Origin of the sequence: Achromobacter sp. 2789STDY5608615 (assembly GCF_001298995.1) — a bacterium.
GTDB lineage: Bacteria > Pseudomonadota > Gammaproteobacteria > Burkholderiales > Burkholderiaceae_B > Achromobacter > Achromobacter insuavis.
This window is the reverse complement of record NZ_CYTY01000012.1, coordinates 6,436-21,941: the sequence shown is the minus strand read 5'-3', so window position 1 is coordinate 21,941 and position 15,506 is coordinate 6,436. Positions and strand designations below refer to the sequence as shown.

Sequence of the window (15,506 nt, the reverse complement as noted above, 5' to 3'; positions counted from 1 at the left end):
CCCTCATCGAATCCGCGCCGACACCGACGACCGCCGACGCCGCCGGTCCGCCGGTCGATGCCGCGGCGGCCGATGCCGCGGCGGTCGATACCGCGACGGTCGATGCCGCGGGCCCGGCCGTCGATGCCGCGGCCGACAACGCGGCGCCGGTCGCCGCCGAAGCCGCGACGCAAGCCGCCGCCGATGCCGCCGCCAGCGACGCCGGGGAAGCCGCGGCCGATGCCGCCACCAGCGTCGCGGTGGCCGGCACCGACAGCGAAGCCACGCTGCGCCAGATCTACCGCGCCGACGGCACCGCGTTGCTCGACAGCGATACCGCCGAACGCCTGGGCCAATATCGCGTGCTGCCCTTCTCCCCCCGGCGCGCCAACGACAGCTCGCGCGAGGCCGCGCCCGGCGCCGACCAATTGCCGCTGGCCCTGCTGCGGCCGAACGACTACCAGCAGCCCACCGGCATCCTGACGCGCTCGGGCAAGATCGTCACCAATCCCGACTGGGACGACATGAGCACCTACGACGCCGCCGCGCCGCTGCTGGTGAAGACGCGCAAGCGCACCGTCGGCGCCATCGACGCCGAGGGCAACTGGATCCTGCCGCCCACCTACGCCGGCATCGGCGGCTTCAAGGGCGCCTACAGCTGGGCGCGCACGCCGGCCATGAGCCGCGACGAGGCCGTGCTGATCGACACCCGCGGCAATGCGCAGAAGCTGCCGGCCCACGTCGAAGTCAACGGCGAAAAGATCAATGGCGACCTGCTCTATTTCTACAAGCAGGACGACCGCCGCAACCGCCACTGGGGCCTGTGGAACATCCGCGGCGCCAGCATCGCCGTGGCGCCGACGCTCGACCGCATCGAGGACTTCCAGGACGACTGGGCCAAGGCGCAGGACCGCGACCGCTGGGGCATCATCGACCGCCATGGCAAGTGGGTCGTGCCGGCCGCCTACGCCGGCAGCTACGACCTGGACTACCTCGGCAACGGCTACCTGCTGGCGCGCGAGCCCAAAGGCAAGAATGACTCGGGCTACCGCGACGACTACCGCCTGATCCATCTGCCCAGCGGCAAGCGCAGCGTGGTGCTGCACGAGAAACCGCGGGACCTGAAACAGGGCCGCTACCTGGGACAGGGCAAGGACGGCGGCACGCTGCTGTTCGACGCCGACGGCGGCATGACCCGCCTGTTCGACGGCGTGCCCGAGCGCCAGGATCAGTTCGGCGACTGGATCTACGTGCAATACCGTTCGCGCAACGGCGCGATCGACGCGCGCGGCAACCTCAAGGTCTCCGCCAGCAGCGGCGAGTTCAATCCGTTCTTCGTCCAGCCCGAGGGCCTGGCGCGCGTCTACGACGGCCAGCGCTACCGCCTCATGGACGAAAACGGCAAGGCCCTGCTCGAAAAGCTCGGCGATGGCACGCCGCTGGCCTCCATGCAGCGGGTGATCTTCCGCGACAGCGACGCGGCGGAAAGCGTCATGACCGACCTGCAGGGCCGCGAAATCACCCGCTTCAAGGGCGAGTTCACTGTCGAGGAGCGCACCGCCAGCGAGGGCGTGGTGGCCTATCGCGGCAGCGGCGACCGCTACGGTTTCGTCAATGCCGCCGGCAAGCGCATCGTCGGCCCCTACTTCAACAAGCTCGGTCCGCTGCGCGACGGCCTGGCGCTGGCGCGGCGCGACCAGCGCAGCGGCAAGCTGCTCGGCTACATCGACCTGAGCGGGCGCTACGTGATCCCGCCCGAGTTCGGCTGGGCCGGCGACTTCAAGGAGGGCCGCGCGCTGGTGCGCCGCGATCGCCTGCTCGAATTCATCGACACCCGCGGCAAGACCACCGCCACCTTCGGCCTGCTGTGCGGCCAGATCATCGTGATGGACGCGCAGGAACGCGTGACCTGGCCGCGCGAGAAGCTGACCTGCCCCGACGCCGTCGGGACCGAAGGCGTGCCCGTCCCCGAATCCACCAAAGCAGAACAATCATGACCACGCGCGCGTTTCACGCCACCCGTATCGCCTGCGCCGTCGCCGCGCTCGGCCTGTCGCTGTCCGCCCACGCGCAATACCGCCAGAACGGCATTCCCTGCGTCGACGGCCTGATGGATCCGGCCGCGACCAGCCGCGACATCCGGGACTACCAGGGTCCCGCCGGTTGCATCGGGCCGCTGTCGGACAATCGCGCCGCCGTGCTGCTGCCGTCCTCGCTGGAGGAAATCGACCGCGTGCCGACCGACCAGTCGCTGCGCCGGCATGCCTGGGGTTTCATCGACGGCAACGGCAAGCTCGTGGTGCAGCCGCAGTTCGAACGCGTCGGCAACTTCCACCATGGCCTGGCCGCGGTGCGCTGGAAGGGCAAGTGGGGCTATATCGACGGCAAGGGCAGGATGGCGGTGCCGCCGCGCTATGACAGCGTCGGCGACTTCGTCGAGGCCGGGCTGGCGGTGGTGACGCTGGACGGCCAGCGCCAGCTGATCGACCGCGGCGGCAAGGCCGTGGGCGACGCGCTCGACGCCAGCGTCGACAACGTGATCCTGGGCGAGGGCCGGCCGGCGCAACTGTCCGTCACCTACCGCGAGGAATACCGCTCCCCCGACGGCGAGCGCCGCTACGCCAAGGATGGCCTGCGGGTGGTGTCGAGCTACGGCAAGGACCTGTTCATCGGCGTCGACGACCATGGCATGTACGGCCTGCTCGACGCCGACTGGAACTGGCGCATGGAACCGAAGTTCAGCGACATCACGCGGCAGAAGGACGACCCGCTGGCGCTCGGCATCGGCGACGATGAGGTGGTGCTGATCGACGAGCAGGGCGCGCTGATCGGCGAGGGCAAGCGCTATCAGCGCCTGGGCCGCGTCGGCAAGGCGTTCTGGAGCGCGCAACTGCCGACCACGGGCTACGCGCTGCTGGACGCGCGCGGCCAGCCCATCGCCACGCTCACCAACGAGGAAGCGAACGCCTCGGATATCTACGACAACACGCTGGTCTACCGCTCGGGCGACACGCTCAAGGCCTATGTGCCCGGACGCGCCGAGGCCCTGACGCTGGGCAGCCGCGACCTCAAGCCCGAGCAGAACGAAGGCGGCTATCTGCTGCTGCGCGACAAGGCCGGCAATGTCGCCGGCCTGCTGACGCCCAAGGGCGCCTGGCTGCAAGGCGACAACGCGCCGTCCTGGCTGGCGCAGGCCAGCCGGCTGGCGGTGCGCCAGGGCAAGCTGTGGGTTTCCAGCCAGGACGGCCAGCTGCTCAACGCCATCGATGCCGACGGCCGCGCGGTGCTGCAACCCGAGGCGGTCGAAGCGGCGCAAGGCTCGCAACTGCGCGACATGCCGCCGGACGTGCCCGACGGCCCGCTCGGCGTGCTGGGCCAGGGCTATTGCCACTGCACGGAAGGCGGCGCCGGCCTGCTGCTGGCCGACGGCAGCGTCGCCACCCGCAAGGACTGGAGCGAGATCGTGCCGCTGGACGGCCCGCGCGACAACGACACGGCGGAGGACGCCGCCGAGGCCGCGCCGCTGACCGCCGACCAGTTGCGCTTCGCCGCGCAGACCGACGAGGGCGTGCAGCTGCTCGACGGCCGCGGCCAGCCGATGGACCTGCCGCTGCAACAGCACATCGGCGCCTTCCGTCACGGCTACGCGCTGATCTACGCCAAGGGCGAGACGCGCCTCATCGACCGCGCCGGCAAGACCTATGCCCTGCCCGACTACTTCGAGGCCGAAGTGGTCGCGCCGGGACTGGTGCGCTACCTGAAGACCGCGGCCGAGGGCGACCCCTGGGGCCTGTACGACTTCATCGCCGGCAAGGAAGTGTCGGCCCCGGTCTTCCAGTACATCGGCGCGTTCCACGACGGCCGCGCCATTGCCGCGCTCGGCAAGGACAAGGTGGGCCTGATCGATGCGCAGGGCAAGTGGATCGTGCCACCGCGCCACAACGACGCCCGCCGCGTCAACGACAAGCTGTGGCTGATGTACCAGGCGGGCTCGAAGGAAGAGGACTACCGCCGCCCGGCCGCGCTGTTCAATCGCGAGGGACGCGTCCTGACCAGCTTCCAGCCGGCGCTGGATGTGTCGCGCGACGGCAGCGGCGCCTATCTGGCCTACAGCCAGAAGAACCGCTGGATCATCGCGCCCGACGCCTCCGACGCGCTCGACCTGCAGGACGCGAACTACACGCCGATGGGCGCCTGGCTCGCCATCCGCCGCGCCGACCGCCACGGCTATGTGGATGGCCAGGGCCGCTGGCAGATCGCGCCGGGCGCGGTGCCCGGCACGCGGTTCCAGGGCAAGCCGGCACGCGCGCTGGTGAGCGGCGAAGACGGCGCCCGCCTGATCGACGAACACGGCAAGACCGTGGCCAGCCTGCCGGCCGGCGACTGGTACTGGCCGACGGGATCGGCCTGGCTGCTGCGCGCGGACGCCGACGCCGCCGGCAACCCGGTCACTGTCTACACCGACACCACGGGCAAGACACGCCTGACCCTGCCGGGCACCGCGACCTCGTTCTCCGAAGGCGAGGCGGCCGTAGTGCTGCCCAACGGCAACATGCGCGCGGTCAACGAAAAGGGCGTGGAGAGCGGACCGACGTTCAGCTACATCGGCCCGCGCCGCGACGGCCTGGCGGCGGTCCTGGTCGGCGACCGCTACGGCTACGCCGACGGCCAGGGCCGGCTGGCGATCACGCCGGTCTACCTGTGGGCCTCGGCGTTTGCCAACCAGCGCGCCGTGGTGTCGACGCGGGATCTCTCGATGATCGTGGACGAGCGCGGCACGATGGTGGCGCGCGTCACCATGGAATGCGGCATCCGCACGCTCCACGGCAGCTATAACCAGCGGCTGTGGCCGCTGTCGATGCCGCAGCGCTGCCGCCAGTGAGGCCGCGCGCGCCGGAACGAGCCGGCGCGCGCCCCGGCCCTGCTACTGCGCGTCCAGCGCCAGGTAGCGGCGGGTCTGCACGATCTCTTCGCGCTCCTTGAAGCTGGTCAGGCGGTCGGCCAGCGCGCTGCTGTCGCCGGTCTCGCGGATCGCCGCCAGCGTGGCCTGCATGGCGTGGATGGCGGCGCGTTGCAGGTCCGACGGAATGATCGCCAGGCGATAGCCCATCGCGGCCAGGTCGGGCAGCGGCACCAGCGGCGTCTTGCCGCCATAGAACATGTTGATCAGCTTCAGGCCGGGCAGCCGGTCGGCGATGGCGCGGATCTGCTCCAGCGTTTCCGGCGCCTCGACGAACACCATGTCGGCGCCGGCCTTCACATAGCGCTCGGCGCGCGCGATGGCGGCATCGAAGCCTTCCACCGCGATTGCGTCGGTGCGCGCGATCACCAGCGTGTCGGCATCGGCCAGCGTCTGGCGCGCGATGTGGACCTTGCGGCACATTTCCTCGGCGTCCACCAGGCTCTTGTCGTCCAGGTGGCCGCAACGCTTGGGAAACGACTGGTCCTCGATATGGAAGGCCGCGACGCCGGCGCGCTCCATGATGCGCACCGTGCGCTCGACGTTGGCCGAACCGCCGAAGCCGGTGTCGGCGTCGGCCACCACCGGCAGGCCGCTGGCGTCGACGATCTTCTCGACCCGGTCCATGACCTCGGTGAAGCTCAGCAGGCCGATGTCGGGATAGCCCGCGGCGCGCGCGATGGCGCCGCCGCTGGCGTAGACGGCGTTGAAGCCGGCCGCCGCCACCAGGCGGGCCGACATGCCATCGTAGGCGCCGGGCGCCACCACGATGTCCTGGGCCAGATGGCGGCGCAGCAGCGCGCCGGGGGTGGGAGTCGAAGCCATGCGCATTCCTTTGGAAACGAAGAGGGGATGTGCGCATCATCGTTCCGCCACACTAGAATGTCCAATATATGGAAAATTGATAATCGGTACTTTCTGGATACCAATATGGAACTGCGCCACCTGCGCTATTTCGTGGCCACCGCCGAGGCCCAGCACTTCACCCGCGCGGCCGAGCAGCTGGGCATGGCGCAGCCGCCGCTGTCGCAGCAGATCCGCCAGCTGGAAGAGGAAGTCGGCACGCCGCTGTTCGACCGCCGCGGCCGCGGGGTCAGCCTGAACGACGCCGGCCGCGCCTTCCTGGCCTGCGCGCAGGACATCCTGCAACGCGCGCAGGACGCGGTGCGGACGGCGCGGCGCGCCGCGCGCGGCGAGGTCGGCGAACTGTCGCTGGGCTTCACCGAATCGGCGTCGTTCCATCCGGTCGTGACCGAATTGATCCGGCTCTACCGGCAGCAATACCCCGATGTGGAAATGACGCTGTCGCAGGACGACAGCGAAACGCTGGTGGCGCGCCTGCGCGAAGGGCTGATCGACGCGGCCTTCGTGCGGCCGCCGTTCGCGATGGATGGCGGCCTGCGCTTCACGCAGCTGACGGAAGAACCGCTGGTGGTGGCGCTGCCGCTGGGCCACGCGCTGGCGCGGCGCAAGCGGCTGGCGCCGGCCGACCTGACGCAGGAACGCTTCATCCAGTATTCGCGCAAGTCCGGCTATGGCCTGAGTGCCGACATCATGGCGGCGTGCCGCCAGCATGGGCTGAACCCGCTGCCGGGCCAGCGCGCGCCGCAGTTGTCATCGGCGGTGAACCTGGTGGCGGCGGGCATGGGCGTGGCGATCGTGCCGGCGTCGCTGCGCCACCTGCGTCCGGACGGCGTGGTCTACCGCCCCTTCGCGCTGGACTGGCCGCGCGCGGTGCTGGGCCTGGTGGTGCGCGACGATGCGCCCGGTGGACGCGTGGCCAACCTGCTGGCGCTGGCGCAGGGGTAGTCGCGCGCTCGCGGCCCGAACCCGCGGCCTGATTCCCGCAGCGTCAATCGTCGTGCGATTCGTGCACGGCGATGGCGCCGCGCTTCCAGTAGCTGGCGGCGCGGATGCGGCTCTTGTCGACGCCGTGCTGCGCCACCATGATTTCACGCACCGCCTTGGCCACGGCCGACTCGGCCGCGATCCAGGTATAGCCCTCGCCCGCCGGCAACGCCAGCTCGCGCGCGGCCTCCAGGAGCAGCGTGCTGTAGCCGGCGGCGGTGCCGTCGCGATGCAGCCAGCGCACCGCGGCCTGTGCCCGGGTCGGCAGGGCAATCTCGTTGGCGGCAGACGGCACCTCGATCAGCACCAGCGCCTGCGCGGTCGCGGGCAACTCCTCCAGGCGGCGGGCGATGGCGGGCAGCGCGGTCTCGTCGCCGATCAGCACGTGCCAATCGAAGCCCTTGGGCACCACGAACGAGCCGCGCGGGCCGCCGATGCCCAGGCGCTGGCCGGCCTCGGCCTGCTCGGCCCAGGTCGAGGCGGGGCCATCTCCGTGCAGCACGAAGTCGATATCCAGTTCCTCGCGCGCGGCGTCATAGCGGCGCGGGGTGTAGTCGCGCGCCGCGGGGCGCGGCGCGCCGTCGGGGAACTTGATGCCGTCGGGGCCGACCTCGGGCAACAGCAGGGGTTGCGACGGATCGGCGGGGAAAAACAGTTTCACGTGGTCGTCGAAGGACGCGGACACGAAGTCGCGCAGGTCGTCGCCGGTGAAGGTGACGCGGGCCAGCAGGCCGGCGATGCGCTCGACGCGCGCCACGGTCAGGATGCGCATCTTCAGGGGATGGCGCACGCGTTCGACAGTCAGGTCGCTACGGGTCATGGGGTCTCCAATGGGATAGGCGGAATCAGTCACAGCTCTTGCCGGTGATTTCCGCGGTCGCGCGGCGCAGGATGGCGGCGATGCGACGTTGTTCGGCGGGCGACGCCTCGGTGCGCTGCAGCAGCGCGTGGCGGATCTCCTGGCGGGCGTGCACGAACTCATCGATCCAGCCGCTGGCGTCTTCCTCGTCGGTAGCGGGACGCGGCTCGCCGCTCCAGGCCTGGCGCATCCAGTCCATCTTGCGGGCCACGTGCTTGAGCTTGTTGAACATCACCGACAGGCGCTCGCGGTTGGCTTCCAGGTGTTCGCGGCCCGGGTCCGCCAGGTGGTAGCGCTTCTTGCTGCCTTCCTGCTCGACGGTGGCGTAGCCCAGTTCTTCCAGATAGGTCAGCGCCGGATACACCATGCCCGGGCTGGGCGTGTAGAAGCCGTTGGACATCGCGCCCAGCGCCTTGATCAGCTCGTAGCCGTGGCTGGGGTTCTGTTCCAGCAGGCCGAGCAGCATCAGTTGCAGGTCGTCGGCCGAGACTTTGCGGCCGCGCGCCCAATGACGGCCATCGCCTCCGAAGCTGTCGTCGGCATCGCCGCCCCGGCCGTGGCCGCCCCACGGGCCGCCAAACCAGCCGCGCCCGCCGCCGGCATGACGGCCATGACGGCCGCGGCCGCCTTCGTGGCGACCATCCGCGCCGTGGCCGGCGTGGCCATGACGTTCGTAGGGGTCGTGATGATCGAGGGATTCGTGGCGACCGCGATGATCGTGGAATTCGGGATGGCCGTGATGGCCGTGGTGATGATCGTGGTGGCCGTGGTGGTCGTGATGGCCACGGTGGCCGTGGTGGCGCTCGCGCGATTCATGGCGCGAGCCGCGGGCAAAGGCGGTCAGGAAGTGGAAATGGCGCATGGGGGCCTCGCTGGGAGTCTGACGTGTTACTTAAAACATATCTTAAGATATATGTCTTACGATACACAGACACGATCCCGGCCGTCAAGCGCCTTTTGCGTGACGCCGCTACCGGGGCGTCTTGTCGAGCACGCCAGCGGCGATGCCGGCCACGATCAATGCCATCCCCAGCAACAGCGGCGCGCTCAGGGGCTCATGCAGCACCACCGCCGAACACAGCAGGCCGACCACCGGCACGCCCAGCAGGCCGATCGACGTGACGCCCGCGGGCAGGGACCGGTTCACGTTCACCGCCGCCCAATACGCCACGGCGATGCCGAACACGCCGCCATAACCCAGCAGCCAGCCCAGGTCCGGGCTCCACGTCACGCGCGGCGCGCCCTCGGCCGCCCAGGCGACCGCGGCCAGCACGCCGGAGGCCAGCAGCGCCTGCCAGAACGCCAGCTCGAACGGCGGCGTGACCCAGCGGTGGGCGCGCACATAGACGATGTTGGCGGCCCAGCACAGCGCCGCCAGCAGCACCAGGCCGTTGCCGAACACGGCCTCGCGATTGCGCCAGTCGAACGCCAGCGGATTGAAGATGACGACCAGCCCCAGCAGGCCGAGCGCCAGCCCGAGTTGCCGGCCGCCCCCGATCGGCTCGCCCAGGAACACGCGCGCGGCCGGAATGACCCACAGCGGCGTGGTGTAGGCCAGCACCACCGAGCGGCCGGCCGGCACGTATTGCAGGCCAAGACTGACCAGGGCGGCGAACGCGCCCATGTGCAGCAGGCCCACGCTCAGGATCACGGGAATGTCGGCCTTGACCGGCCACGCCACCCGCCGCAGCGCCAGGCCCAGCGCCAGCAGCGCGGCGGCGCCGGCGACGCTGCGCGCGGCCACCGCCCAGATCGGGGTCATGTATTGCAGCAGCAGCTTGCTGACGACCCAGGTGAAGCCCCAGGCCAGCACCACCACGACGAGCAGCGACAGGGCCTGGCGGCGGGGCAGGATTTGAGTGGACATGGCGCGAGCGGAAGTGGCGAATCGCCCCGACTATAGAAGCGCGCCGCGCCCCCGCCGTAGCGCCACGCGGCGCCTAATCTCTGGAGCCACGCGCGGCCGCGCGCGGCTTGCGCGCCAGCCAGCGCGCGACAGCCGCGGCCTGTGGTTCGTCCGGCGCGGGCGCGTACACCACCAGGCGCAGGTGGCGGCTTTCATCGACCGACAAGGTGGAATGCTCGAACGCCACCTCGCCCAGCGCCGGCAGGCGCAGGCTGCGCACGCCCATGCAGGCTTCGTGCACGTCGTGCTCGCGCCACCAGGCCTTGAACTCGGGCGCGACGCGTTCCAGTTCGTCGACCAGTTCGGTGATGTCCGGCGCGCCCGAGGCCGAGGCGAAATCGCGCCGGAAGGTGGACAGCATCGCCGGCGCCTGCGCCGGCCAGTCGACGAACAGCTCGCGCATCGCCGGATCCACGAACAGCATCCACAGCAGGTTGCGCCGCCCCGCCGGCTGCGCGCCAAAGCCGAACACGCGCTCGGCGGCGGCGTTCCACACCACCACGTCCCAGCGCAGGTTGAGGATGTAGGCGGGACGCGCGGGCAGGTCGTCCATCAGGCGTCGCACCTGCGGCGGCACGGTGCACCAGGTGCGACCCGGCTCGGCTGGCGGACGCTGGTGCGCCAGCAGGTACAGGTGGCGCCGTTCCGCCGCGTCCAGTCGCAGCACGCGCGCCAGGTTTTCCAGGAAGGTGGCCGACACGCTGATGTTGCGGCCCTGCTCGAACCAGGTGTACCAGGCCAGGCCGACGCCGGCCAGCGCCGCCACTTCCTCGCGCCGCAGGCCGGGGGTACGACGACGGCCGCCGGCGGGCAGGCCCAGCGCGGCCGGACTCAGGCGCTCGCGGCGCAGCCGCAGGAATTCGGCGAGGTCGGCGCGGGTGCGGTCCAGCCGCTGCGCGCCCGTGCCGAGCGCGCCGGCTCGCGGCGCGGGCGCGGCGGCCGGCGCCGCGTCATGCGAAGGGGAACGGGGCATAGGCTATTGCCTTCAGTAATAGCATAAACAGCTAAATTGTATGAGGCTCGAACAGCCCACAGAATAGCGCCGATCCCCACTCCCGCGGCCTGTCCATGTCCTCCGCCACCCTGCCCTCGCCCTGCCCCGATGCCGCCACCCAGCCCGCCACGCCCGGCCCGCTCGGCCTGGCCGTGCTGCTGTCCGGCGGCTTCATCACGATCTTCGACCTGTTCGTGGTCAACGTCGCCATCCCCAGCATGCAGACGACGCTGGCGGCCAGCTTCGCGCAGATCAATTTCATCATCGTCGCCTACGAGCTGGCCTATGGCGTGCTGCTGATCGCGGGCAGCCGGCTGGGCGACCGTCATGGCCGCCGGCGCCTGTTCATGCTGGGCATGGCCGGCTTCGCGCTGGCCTCGGCGCTGTGCGGCCTGGCGCCCGACGCCAACACGCTGATCGGCGCGCGCGTGCTGCAGGGCGTGGCCGCGGCCATGCTGTTCCCGCAGGTCTACGCGCTGATCCGCGTCAGCTACGACGGCCATGCGCGGCGCCGGGCCTTCGGCCTGCTCGGCATGACGCTGGGACTGGCGGCCATCGCCGGCCAGGTGCTGGGCGGCTGGATCGTGCATGCCGATCTGTTCGGGCTGGCATGGCGCACGATCTTCCTGGTGAACGTGCCGGTCGGCCTGCTGGCCTGGCGGTTGGCGCGCCACATTCCGGAATCGCGCGACGCCGCGGGCGCGCCGATGGATTGGGGCGGCTCGGCGCTGGTCGGCGCGGGACTGGGCCTATTGCTGCTGGCGCTGGTCGAAGGCCCGGCGCGCCATTGGCCGACGTGGACGCTGGCCCGCGGCGCGGCGTCGGTCGCGTTGCTGGCGCTGTTTGTATGGATGCAGCGCCGCGCCGGCGCCGCCGGCCGCGCGCCGCTGGTCGACATGACGCTACTGGCGCAGCCGCGCTTCGCCGCGGGCTGCCTGCTGGTGACGCTGGTGTTCTCCACCGCCAGCGCCATGTTCCTCTGCTATGCCCTGCTGTTGCAGATCGGGCTGGGCGTGGATGCGCTGACGGCGGGCACGGTGTTCGCGCCGGCCAGCGTCGGCTTCGTGGCCGGCTCGATGGCGGCGCCGCGGCTGGTGGCGCGCTTCGGCACGCACGCGGTCACCGTGGCCGCGCTGCTGTATGGCGGCGCCACGGCCACGCTGATGTGGCAGGTGGGCGCGGCCGGCGCCGCGCTCGCGCCCTGGTCGCTGGTGCCCGCGCTGGTCTGGCTGGGCGCGGCGCAAGGCGCCGTCAACACGCCGCTAGTGAACCTGGCATTGGGACTGGTGGAAGACCGCCAGGCCGGCATGGCGGCGGGCGTGGTCGCCACCTTGCAGCAGGTCGGCGCGGCGCTGGGCGTGTCGGCCGCCGGCATGCTGTTCAGCGGCACGCTCGATGCGCTGGCGGACGCGGCCGTCGGCGACCGCTACGCGCAGGCCTTCGCCAGCGCGATGCGCTTCAACCTCGCGGCCATCGGCGCGTCAGTGCTGTTGCTGGGGTGGCTGGGACGGCGCCGTTGACGGCGCCATCCCGAGGACGCGGCGCTATGGCGCCAACGGCACGCCCGGCTGGCTGGCCGAACGGGTGCCCGGCAGCGGATGGCAGGACTGCGGATGATAGGTGTGCACCAGCGACAGCTTGACGCGGTCGCTGCGGTTGCCCTGCGCCGCGTGCAGTGTGCGGCAATGGAAGAACACCAGGTCGCCGGCGCGCAGCTCGGGACAGACGGCGCGCCCGATCCATTCGGCATTTTCGGGCGCGTCGTCGCGGAAGAATTTCTTCTCGTCGAACTGCGCCGGCTGGAACGCGGCCGCGTGCGAACCGGGGATGAACGACAGGCCGCCGTTGTCCCGGTTCTCGTCGCCGAGCGCCAGCCAACAGGACACCAGGTCGGTGTCGGAGAACGACCAGTAGCGGATGTCCTGGTGCCAGCCGGTCAGGCTGCCGTAGGCCGGATGCTTGGTCATCACGCAGTTGTGGTGCACGGTGGACAGCACCGGCGTCTCGCCGAAATAGCGCGCCAGCGACTGGCCGATGCGCGGGTCGGTGGCCCATTGCGCGAACAGCGGATCGCGGCCGTAGGCGCCGAGCAGGCGCCGCACCGTCAAGCCGCCTGCGGCGTCGCGCGACTCGGGGGCGCCGGGATAGCGCAGATCCGCCTCGTATTCGATGGGCGCCACGTGCTCGTGCAAATGGCGCTCGGCCAGCGCGCGCAGCGCCGCCACCTCGGCCGGGTCCGCGAACTGGCGCGCGACCACGAAACCCTGCTCGCGCAGGACCGCTAACTCATCTTCTTGCAATGACCCGGACATGATGAACCTGCCAAACCCTCAGACCCCGCGGCATGAGCTGCAAGCGTCTGCGCACACGGCAGGCGCGTGCCGGACGAGGCGCCGGCGAGCGCGGGAGAGCTAGATTACACCCAAACCCGCAGCCCCGGCCCGGCTAGGCCTGGCCGCCGGTCGGCGTATTGTCGGGCGGCGCGCCGGCCCTGAGCCGGGCGGTGTCGCGCTCGACTTCCTCGTGGTTGACCCATTCGCGCCACACGGCCACCAGCAGCGCCATCAGCACCGGGCCCACGAACAGCCCGACGATGCCCATGGTCTTCACGCCGCCCACCAGGCCGAAGAAGGTCGGCAGGAACGGCAGCTTGACCGGGCCGCCCACCAGGCGCGGGCGCAGCGTCTTGTCGACGATGAACAATTCGACGCTGCCCCACACCATCAGCGCGATGCCCGCCACCATGTGGCCGGAACCGACCAGATACAGCGACACCAGCGTGAACGACAGCGGCGCGCCGCCGGGGATCAGGGCCATGAAGCCGGTGACCACGCCCAGCAGCACCGGCGACGGCACGCCCGCGACCCAGTAGGCGATGCCCAGCACCACGCCCTCGCCCAATGCGATCAGGCCCATGCCGGTGACGGTGGAATTGATGGTGGCCGGCACCACGCGCGAAAAACGCTGCCAGCGCGCCGGCAGGATGCGTTCGCCCAGCACGTCCAGTTGCGCCACCATGCGCACGCCGTCCTTGTAGACGAAGAACAGCGTGATCAGCATGAACAGCACGGTCAGCAGCAGCTGGAACACATTGCCGGTGGCGGCCAGCACCATGCGGTAGATATTGCCCAGGTGTTCGCCGCTGACGGCTTCGACCAGCGCGCCCAGCGCATGCGGCTGGCCGATGTAGGCCTCCCAGTATTCGCCAAGCCGGTCGCCCACCACCGGCATCGAGGTGATCCAGTTCGGCACCGCGACGCCGTGGCGGTTGGCGGCGATGGCCCAGGCGAAGAAGGTGCTGGCTTCCTTGATGGCGTACGACAGCGCCAGCGACAGCGGCACGATCAGCACCACGATCACCACCAGCAGCGCCAGCGAGGCCGCCAGCGCGGTGCGGCCGCCGCAGCGCGCGACCAGCCGCTGGTACAGCGGCCAGCTGGCCAGACCGATGATCAGCGCGGCCAGCGCGGGCACCAGGAAGCCGCTGAGGAAATACACCCCCGCCAACAGGACGAGCAGCAAAAGCCAACGGGCGATCAGGTAAGCGGGAAGTACAGGCTGCATAGAGCGGATCGACAGTGAATGCGTTGAGGCTTTGACTGTCGGACTATACAGACGTTTCCAGAAATACGAGGGACGCAAGGCCTGTATTTACTACGGGGTTTCCCGGGTTTTCCAGGATTTTGCCGGCGAATTGCCGGCATGGCGGGCCAGGCGGCCCGCCATGCGCCCGCCTACAGGGCGTATTCCGCGGCTTCCTCGCGCGCGGTGCGGCGGCGCGGCATGGGCTCGTTGGCGGCGGCCACGCCGGCCACGGCCATCTGCTTGGCCTGGCTGACCTGGCGCTGCTGGAACACGCCGCAGCTGGCGGCGGCCGGGTCGGTCTCATCGCGGCCGCTGAGCAGCGGGCAGCTGGCGAACAGTTCCGCGACCCAGTCGGCGAAGGCGCGCACCTTGGGCGACAGCTGGCGGCTTTGCGGATACAGCACCGAGATCGGGGTGGCGCTGGGCTTCCACTGCGGCAGCACTTCGATCAGCTCGCCCGACTGCAGGTACGGCAGCGCCATGTAGCGCGGCGTCTGGATCAGGCCGAAGCCCTTCAGGCCGCAATCCAGGTAGGCGCCGGCCTCGTTCACCGCCACGGTGCCGCGCATGTCCACTTCCTGGTGCTTGCCGTCGATCTTGAAGTCCCAGGCGCAGTTGCGGCCGGTGCGGCTGGAGAAATAATGCACCGCGTGGTGGTTGCGCAGTTCCTCGATGGTCTGCGGCATGCCATGGCGCGCGACGTAGGTCGGCGAGGCGCAGGTCACGGTCTGCAGCGTGCCGATGCGGCGCGCCACCAGGCTGGAGTCTTCCAGGTCGCCGGCGCGGATGACGCAGTCGACGGCCTCCTGCACCATGTCCACCGGACGGTCGCCCAGGCCGAGCACCAGCTCGACGTCGGGGTACTTGTCGTGGAAATCACACAATGACGGAATCAGGATCAGCCGGCCGATACAGGTCGGCACGTCGATGCGCAGCCGCCCCTTCAGGCGCAGGGCCGCTTCCTGGAAGCAGGCCTCGGTTTCCTCGACATCGGCGAGAATGCGCACGCAATGCTGGTAGTAGCCGGCGCCGTCGGGCGTCAGGCCGATGCGGCGGGTGGTGCGGTTGAGCAGGCGCACGCCCAGCAGGCGTTCGAGGTTCTGGATGATGGTGGTGACGGTGGTGCGCGGAAGCGAGAGGCTGTCGGCCGCCCGGGTGAAGCTATTGGCGTCCACGACGCGCACAAACACCTGCATAGCCTGAAAACGGTCCATGGCGACGGTGTCCTTTAAGGGCAATTTGGTCGGGGTGTACGGAGCATAACCCGAAACGGTCCGGGATTAGACAAATCCACCGAACAGTGTTGCCGAGATAGCAGTGTTTATCCGCGCCCGCAAAACACTCAGAATGCAAACCATCTTGAAGTGCCCGTGCC

Annotated in this window: 12 protein-coding genes; 4 read left to right on the top strand and 8 right to left on the bottom strand. The window is 70.1% G+C overall.

Features of this window, described 5'->3' with window-relative positions; translation table 11 throughout:
- The coding region (locus AOZ49_RS12370) for a WG repeat-containing protein (protein WP_197286725.1) at window positions 1–1,976 on the top strand (1,976 nt) is incomplete at its 5' end.
- A complete protein-coding gene (locus tag AOZ49_RS12365; RefSeq protein ID WP_054475639.1) occupies window positions 1,973–4,861 on the top strand; it encodes a WG repeat-containing protein in 2,889 nt (962 codons plus the stop codon). The genes AOZ49_RS12370 and AOZ49_RS12365, both read left to right, overlap by 4 nt.
- A gap of 42 nt (window positions 4,862–4,903) precedes the next feature.
- On the opposite strand, the gene AOZ49_RS12360 is transcribed toward AOZ49_RS12365, so the two are convergent.
- Window positions 4,904–5,764 (bottom strand): isocitrate lyase/PEP mutase family protein, encoded by an 861-nt coding sequence (locus AOZ49_RS12360; protein ID WP_054429181.1) that lies wholly within the window; start codon window positions 5,762–5,764, stop codon window positions 4,904–4,906.
- Window positions 5,765–5,869: 105 nt separating this feature from the next.
- Between AOZ49_RS12360 and AOZ49_RS12355 the strand changes: the two genes are divergently transcribed.
- Window positions 5,870–6,748 carry a LysR family transcriptional regulator gene (locus AOZ49_RS12355; RefSeq protein WP_054475637.1) on the top strand — a complete coding sequence of 293 codons (879 nt, stop codon included), beginning with the start codon at window positions 5,870–5,872 and terminating at the stop codon, window positions 6,746–6,748.
- A 43-nt stretch (window positions 6,749–6,791) separates the two neighbouring features.
- On the opposite strand, the gene AOZ49_RS12350 is transcribed toward AOZ49_RS12355, so the two are convergent.
- From AOZ49_RS12350 to AOZ49_RS12335, 4 genes are all read right to left on the bottom strand, one after another.
- Window positions 6,792–7,607 carry a siderophore-interacting protein gene (locus tag AOZ49_RS12350; RefSeq protein WP_054475635.1) on the bottom strand — a complete coding sequence of 272 codons (816 nt, stop codon included), beginning with the start codon at window positions 7,605–7,607 and terminating at the stop codon, window positions 6,792–6,794.
- A gap of 25 nt (window positions 7,608–7,632) precedes the next feature.
- The gene (locus tag AOZ49_RS33485; protein WP_231690324.1) at window positions 7,633–8,508 is read right to left on the bottom strand and encodes a PadR family transcriptional regulator; all 876 of its coding nucleotides are present in this window, start codon (window positions 8,506–8,508) and stop codon (window positions 7,633–7,635) included.
- 108 nt (window positions 8,509–8,616) lie between these two features.
- Window positions 8,617–9,513 (bottom strand): DMT family transporter, encoded by an 897-nt coding sequence (locus AOZ49_RS12340; protein WP_054475633.1) that lies wholly within the window; start codon window positions 9,511–9,513, stop codon window positions 8,617–8,619.
- Between the two features lie 73 nt (window positions 9,514–9,586).
- Window positions 9,587–10,525, bottom strand: coding sequence for a helix-turn-helix transcriptional regulator (locus AOZ49_RS12335; protein WP_231690323.1), 939 nt, complete (start codon window positions 10,523–10,525; stop codon window positions 9,587–9,589).
- A gap of 95 nt (window positions 10,526–10,620) precedes the next feature.
- On the opposite strand from AOZ49_RS12335, the gene AOZ49_RS12330 reads away from it, so the two are divergent.
- The gene (locus tag AOZ49_RS12330; protein WP_054475631.1) at window positions 10,621–12,066 is read left to right on the top strand and encodes an MFS transporter; all 1,446 of its coding nucleotides are present in this window, start codon (window positions 10,621–10,623) and stop codon (window positions 12,064–12,066) included.
- Window positions 12,067–12,090: 24 nt separating this feature from the next.
- Here the strand turns inward: AOZ49_RS12330 and AOZ49_RS12325 are convergent, their stop codons facing one another.
- The 3 genes from AOZ49_RS12325 to AOZ49_RS12315 form a co-directional block, all read right to left on the bottom strand.
- On the bottom strand, window positions 12,091–12,858 hold the full coding sequence (locus tag AOZ49_RS12325; RefSeq protein ID WP_054429186.1) for a phytanoyl-CoA dioxygenase family protein: 768 nt from the start codon (window positions 12,856–12,858) through the stop codon (window positions 12,091–12,093).
- A 133-nt stretch (window positions 12,859–12,991) separates the two neighbouring features.
- A complete protein-coding gene (locus AOZ49_RS12320) occupies window positions 12,992–14,110 on the bottom strand; it encodes an AI-2E family transporter (protein WP_054429187.1) in 1,119 nt (372 codons plus the stop codon).
- A gap of 170 nt (window positions 14,111–14,280) precedes the next feature.
- Window positions 14,281–15,345 (bottom strand): LysR family transcriptional regulator, encoded by a 1,065-nt coding sequence (locus tag AOZ49_RS12315; RefSeq protein WP_054429188.1) that lies wholly within the window; start codon window positions 15,343–15,345, stop codon window positions 14,281–14,283.
- Window positions 15,346–15,506 lie beyond the last annotated feature (161 nt).

Excerpts from the sequence above, each read along its gene's own strand:
- AOZ49_RS12365 (WP_054475639.1), top strand. The coding sequence starts at position 1,973 with ATGACCACGCGCGCGTTTCACGCCACCCGTATCGCCTGCGCCGTCGCC.
- AOZ49_RS12360 (WP_054429181.1), bottom strand. The coding sequence starts at position 5,764 with ATGGCTTCGACTCCCACCCCCGGCGCGCTGCTGCGCCGCCATCTGGCC.
- AOZ49_RS12355 (WP_054475637.1), top strand. The coding sequence starts at position 5,870 with ATGGAACTGCGCCACCTGCGCTATTTCGTGGCCACCGCCGAGGCCCAG.
- AOZ49_RS12350 (WP_054475635.1), bottom strand. The coding sequence starts at position 7,607 with ATGACCCGTAGCGACCTGACTGTCGAACGCGTGCGCCATCCCCTGAAG.
- AOZ49_RS33485 (WP_231690324.1), bottom strand. The coding sequence starts at position 8,508 with ATGCGCCATTTCCACTTCCTGACCGCCTTTGCCCGCGGCTCGCGCCAT.
- AOZ49_RS12340 (WP_054475633.1), bottom strand. The coding sequence starts at position 9,513 with ATGTCCACTCAAATCCTGCCCCGCCGCCAGGCCCTGTCGCTGCTCGTC.
- AOZ49_RS12335 (WP_231690323.1), bottom strand. The coding sequence starts at position 10,525 with ATGCCCCGTTCCCCTTCGCATGACGCGGCGCCGGCCGCCGCGCCCGCG.
- AOZ49_RS12330 (WP_054475631.1), top strand. The coding sequence starts at position 10,621 with ATGTCCTCCGCCACCCTGCCCTCGCCCTGCCCCGATGCCGCCACCCAG.
- AOZ49_RS12325 (WP_054429186.1), bottom strand. The coding sequence starts at position 12,858 with ATGTCCGGGTCATTGCAAGAAGATGAGTTAGCGGTCCTGCGCGAGCAG.
- AOZ49_RS12320 (WP_054429187.1), bottom strand. The coding sequence starts at position 14,110 with ATGCAGCCTGTACTTCCCGCTTACCTGATCGCCCGTTGGCTTTTGCTG.
- AOZ49_RS12315 (WP_054429188.1), bottom strand. The coding sequence starts at position 15,345 with ATGGACCGTTTTCAGGCTATGCAGGTGTTTGTGCGCGTCGTGGACGCC.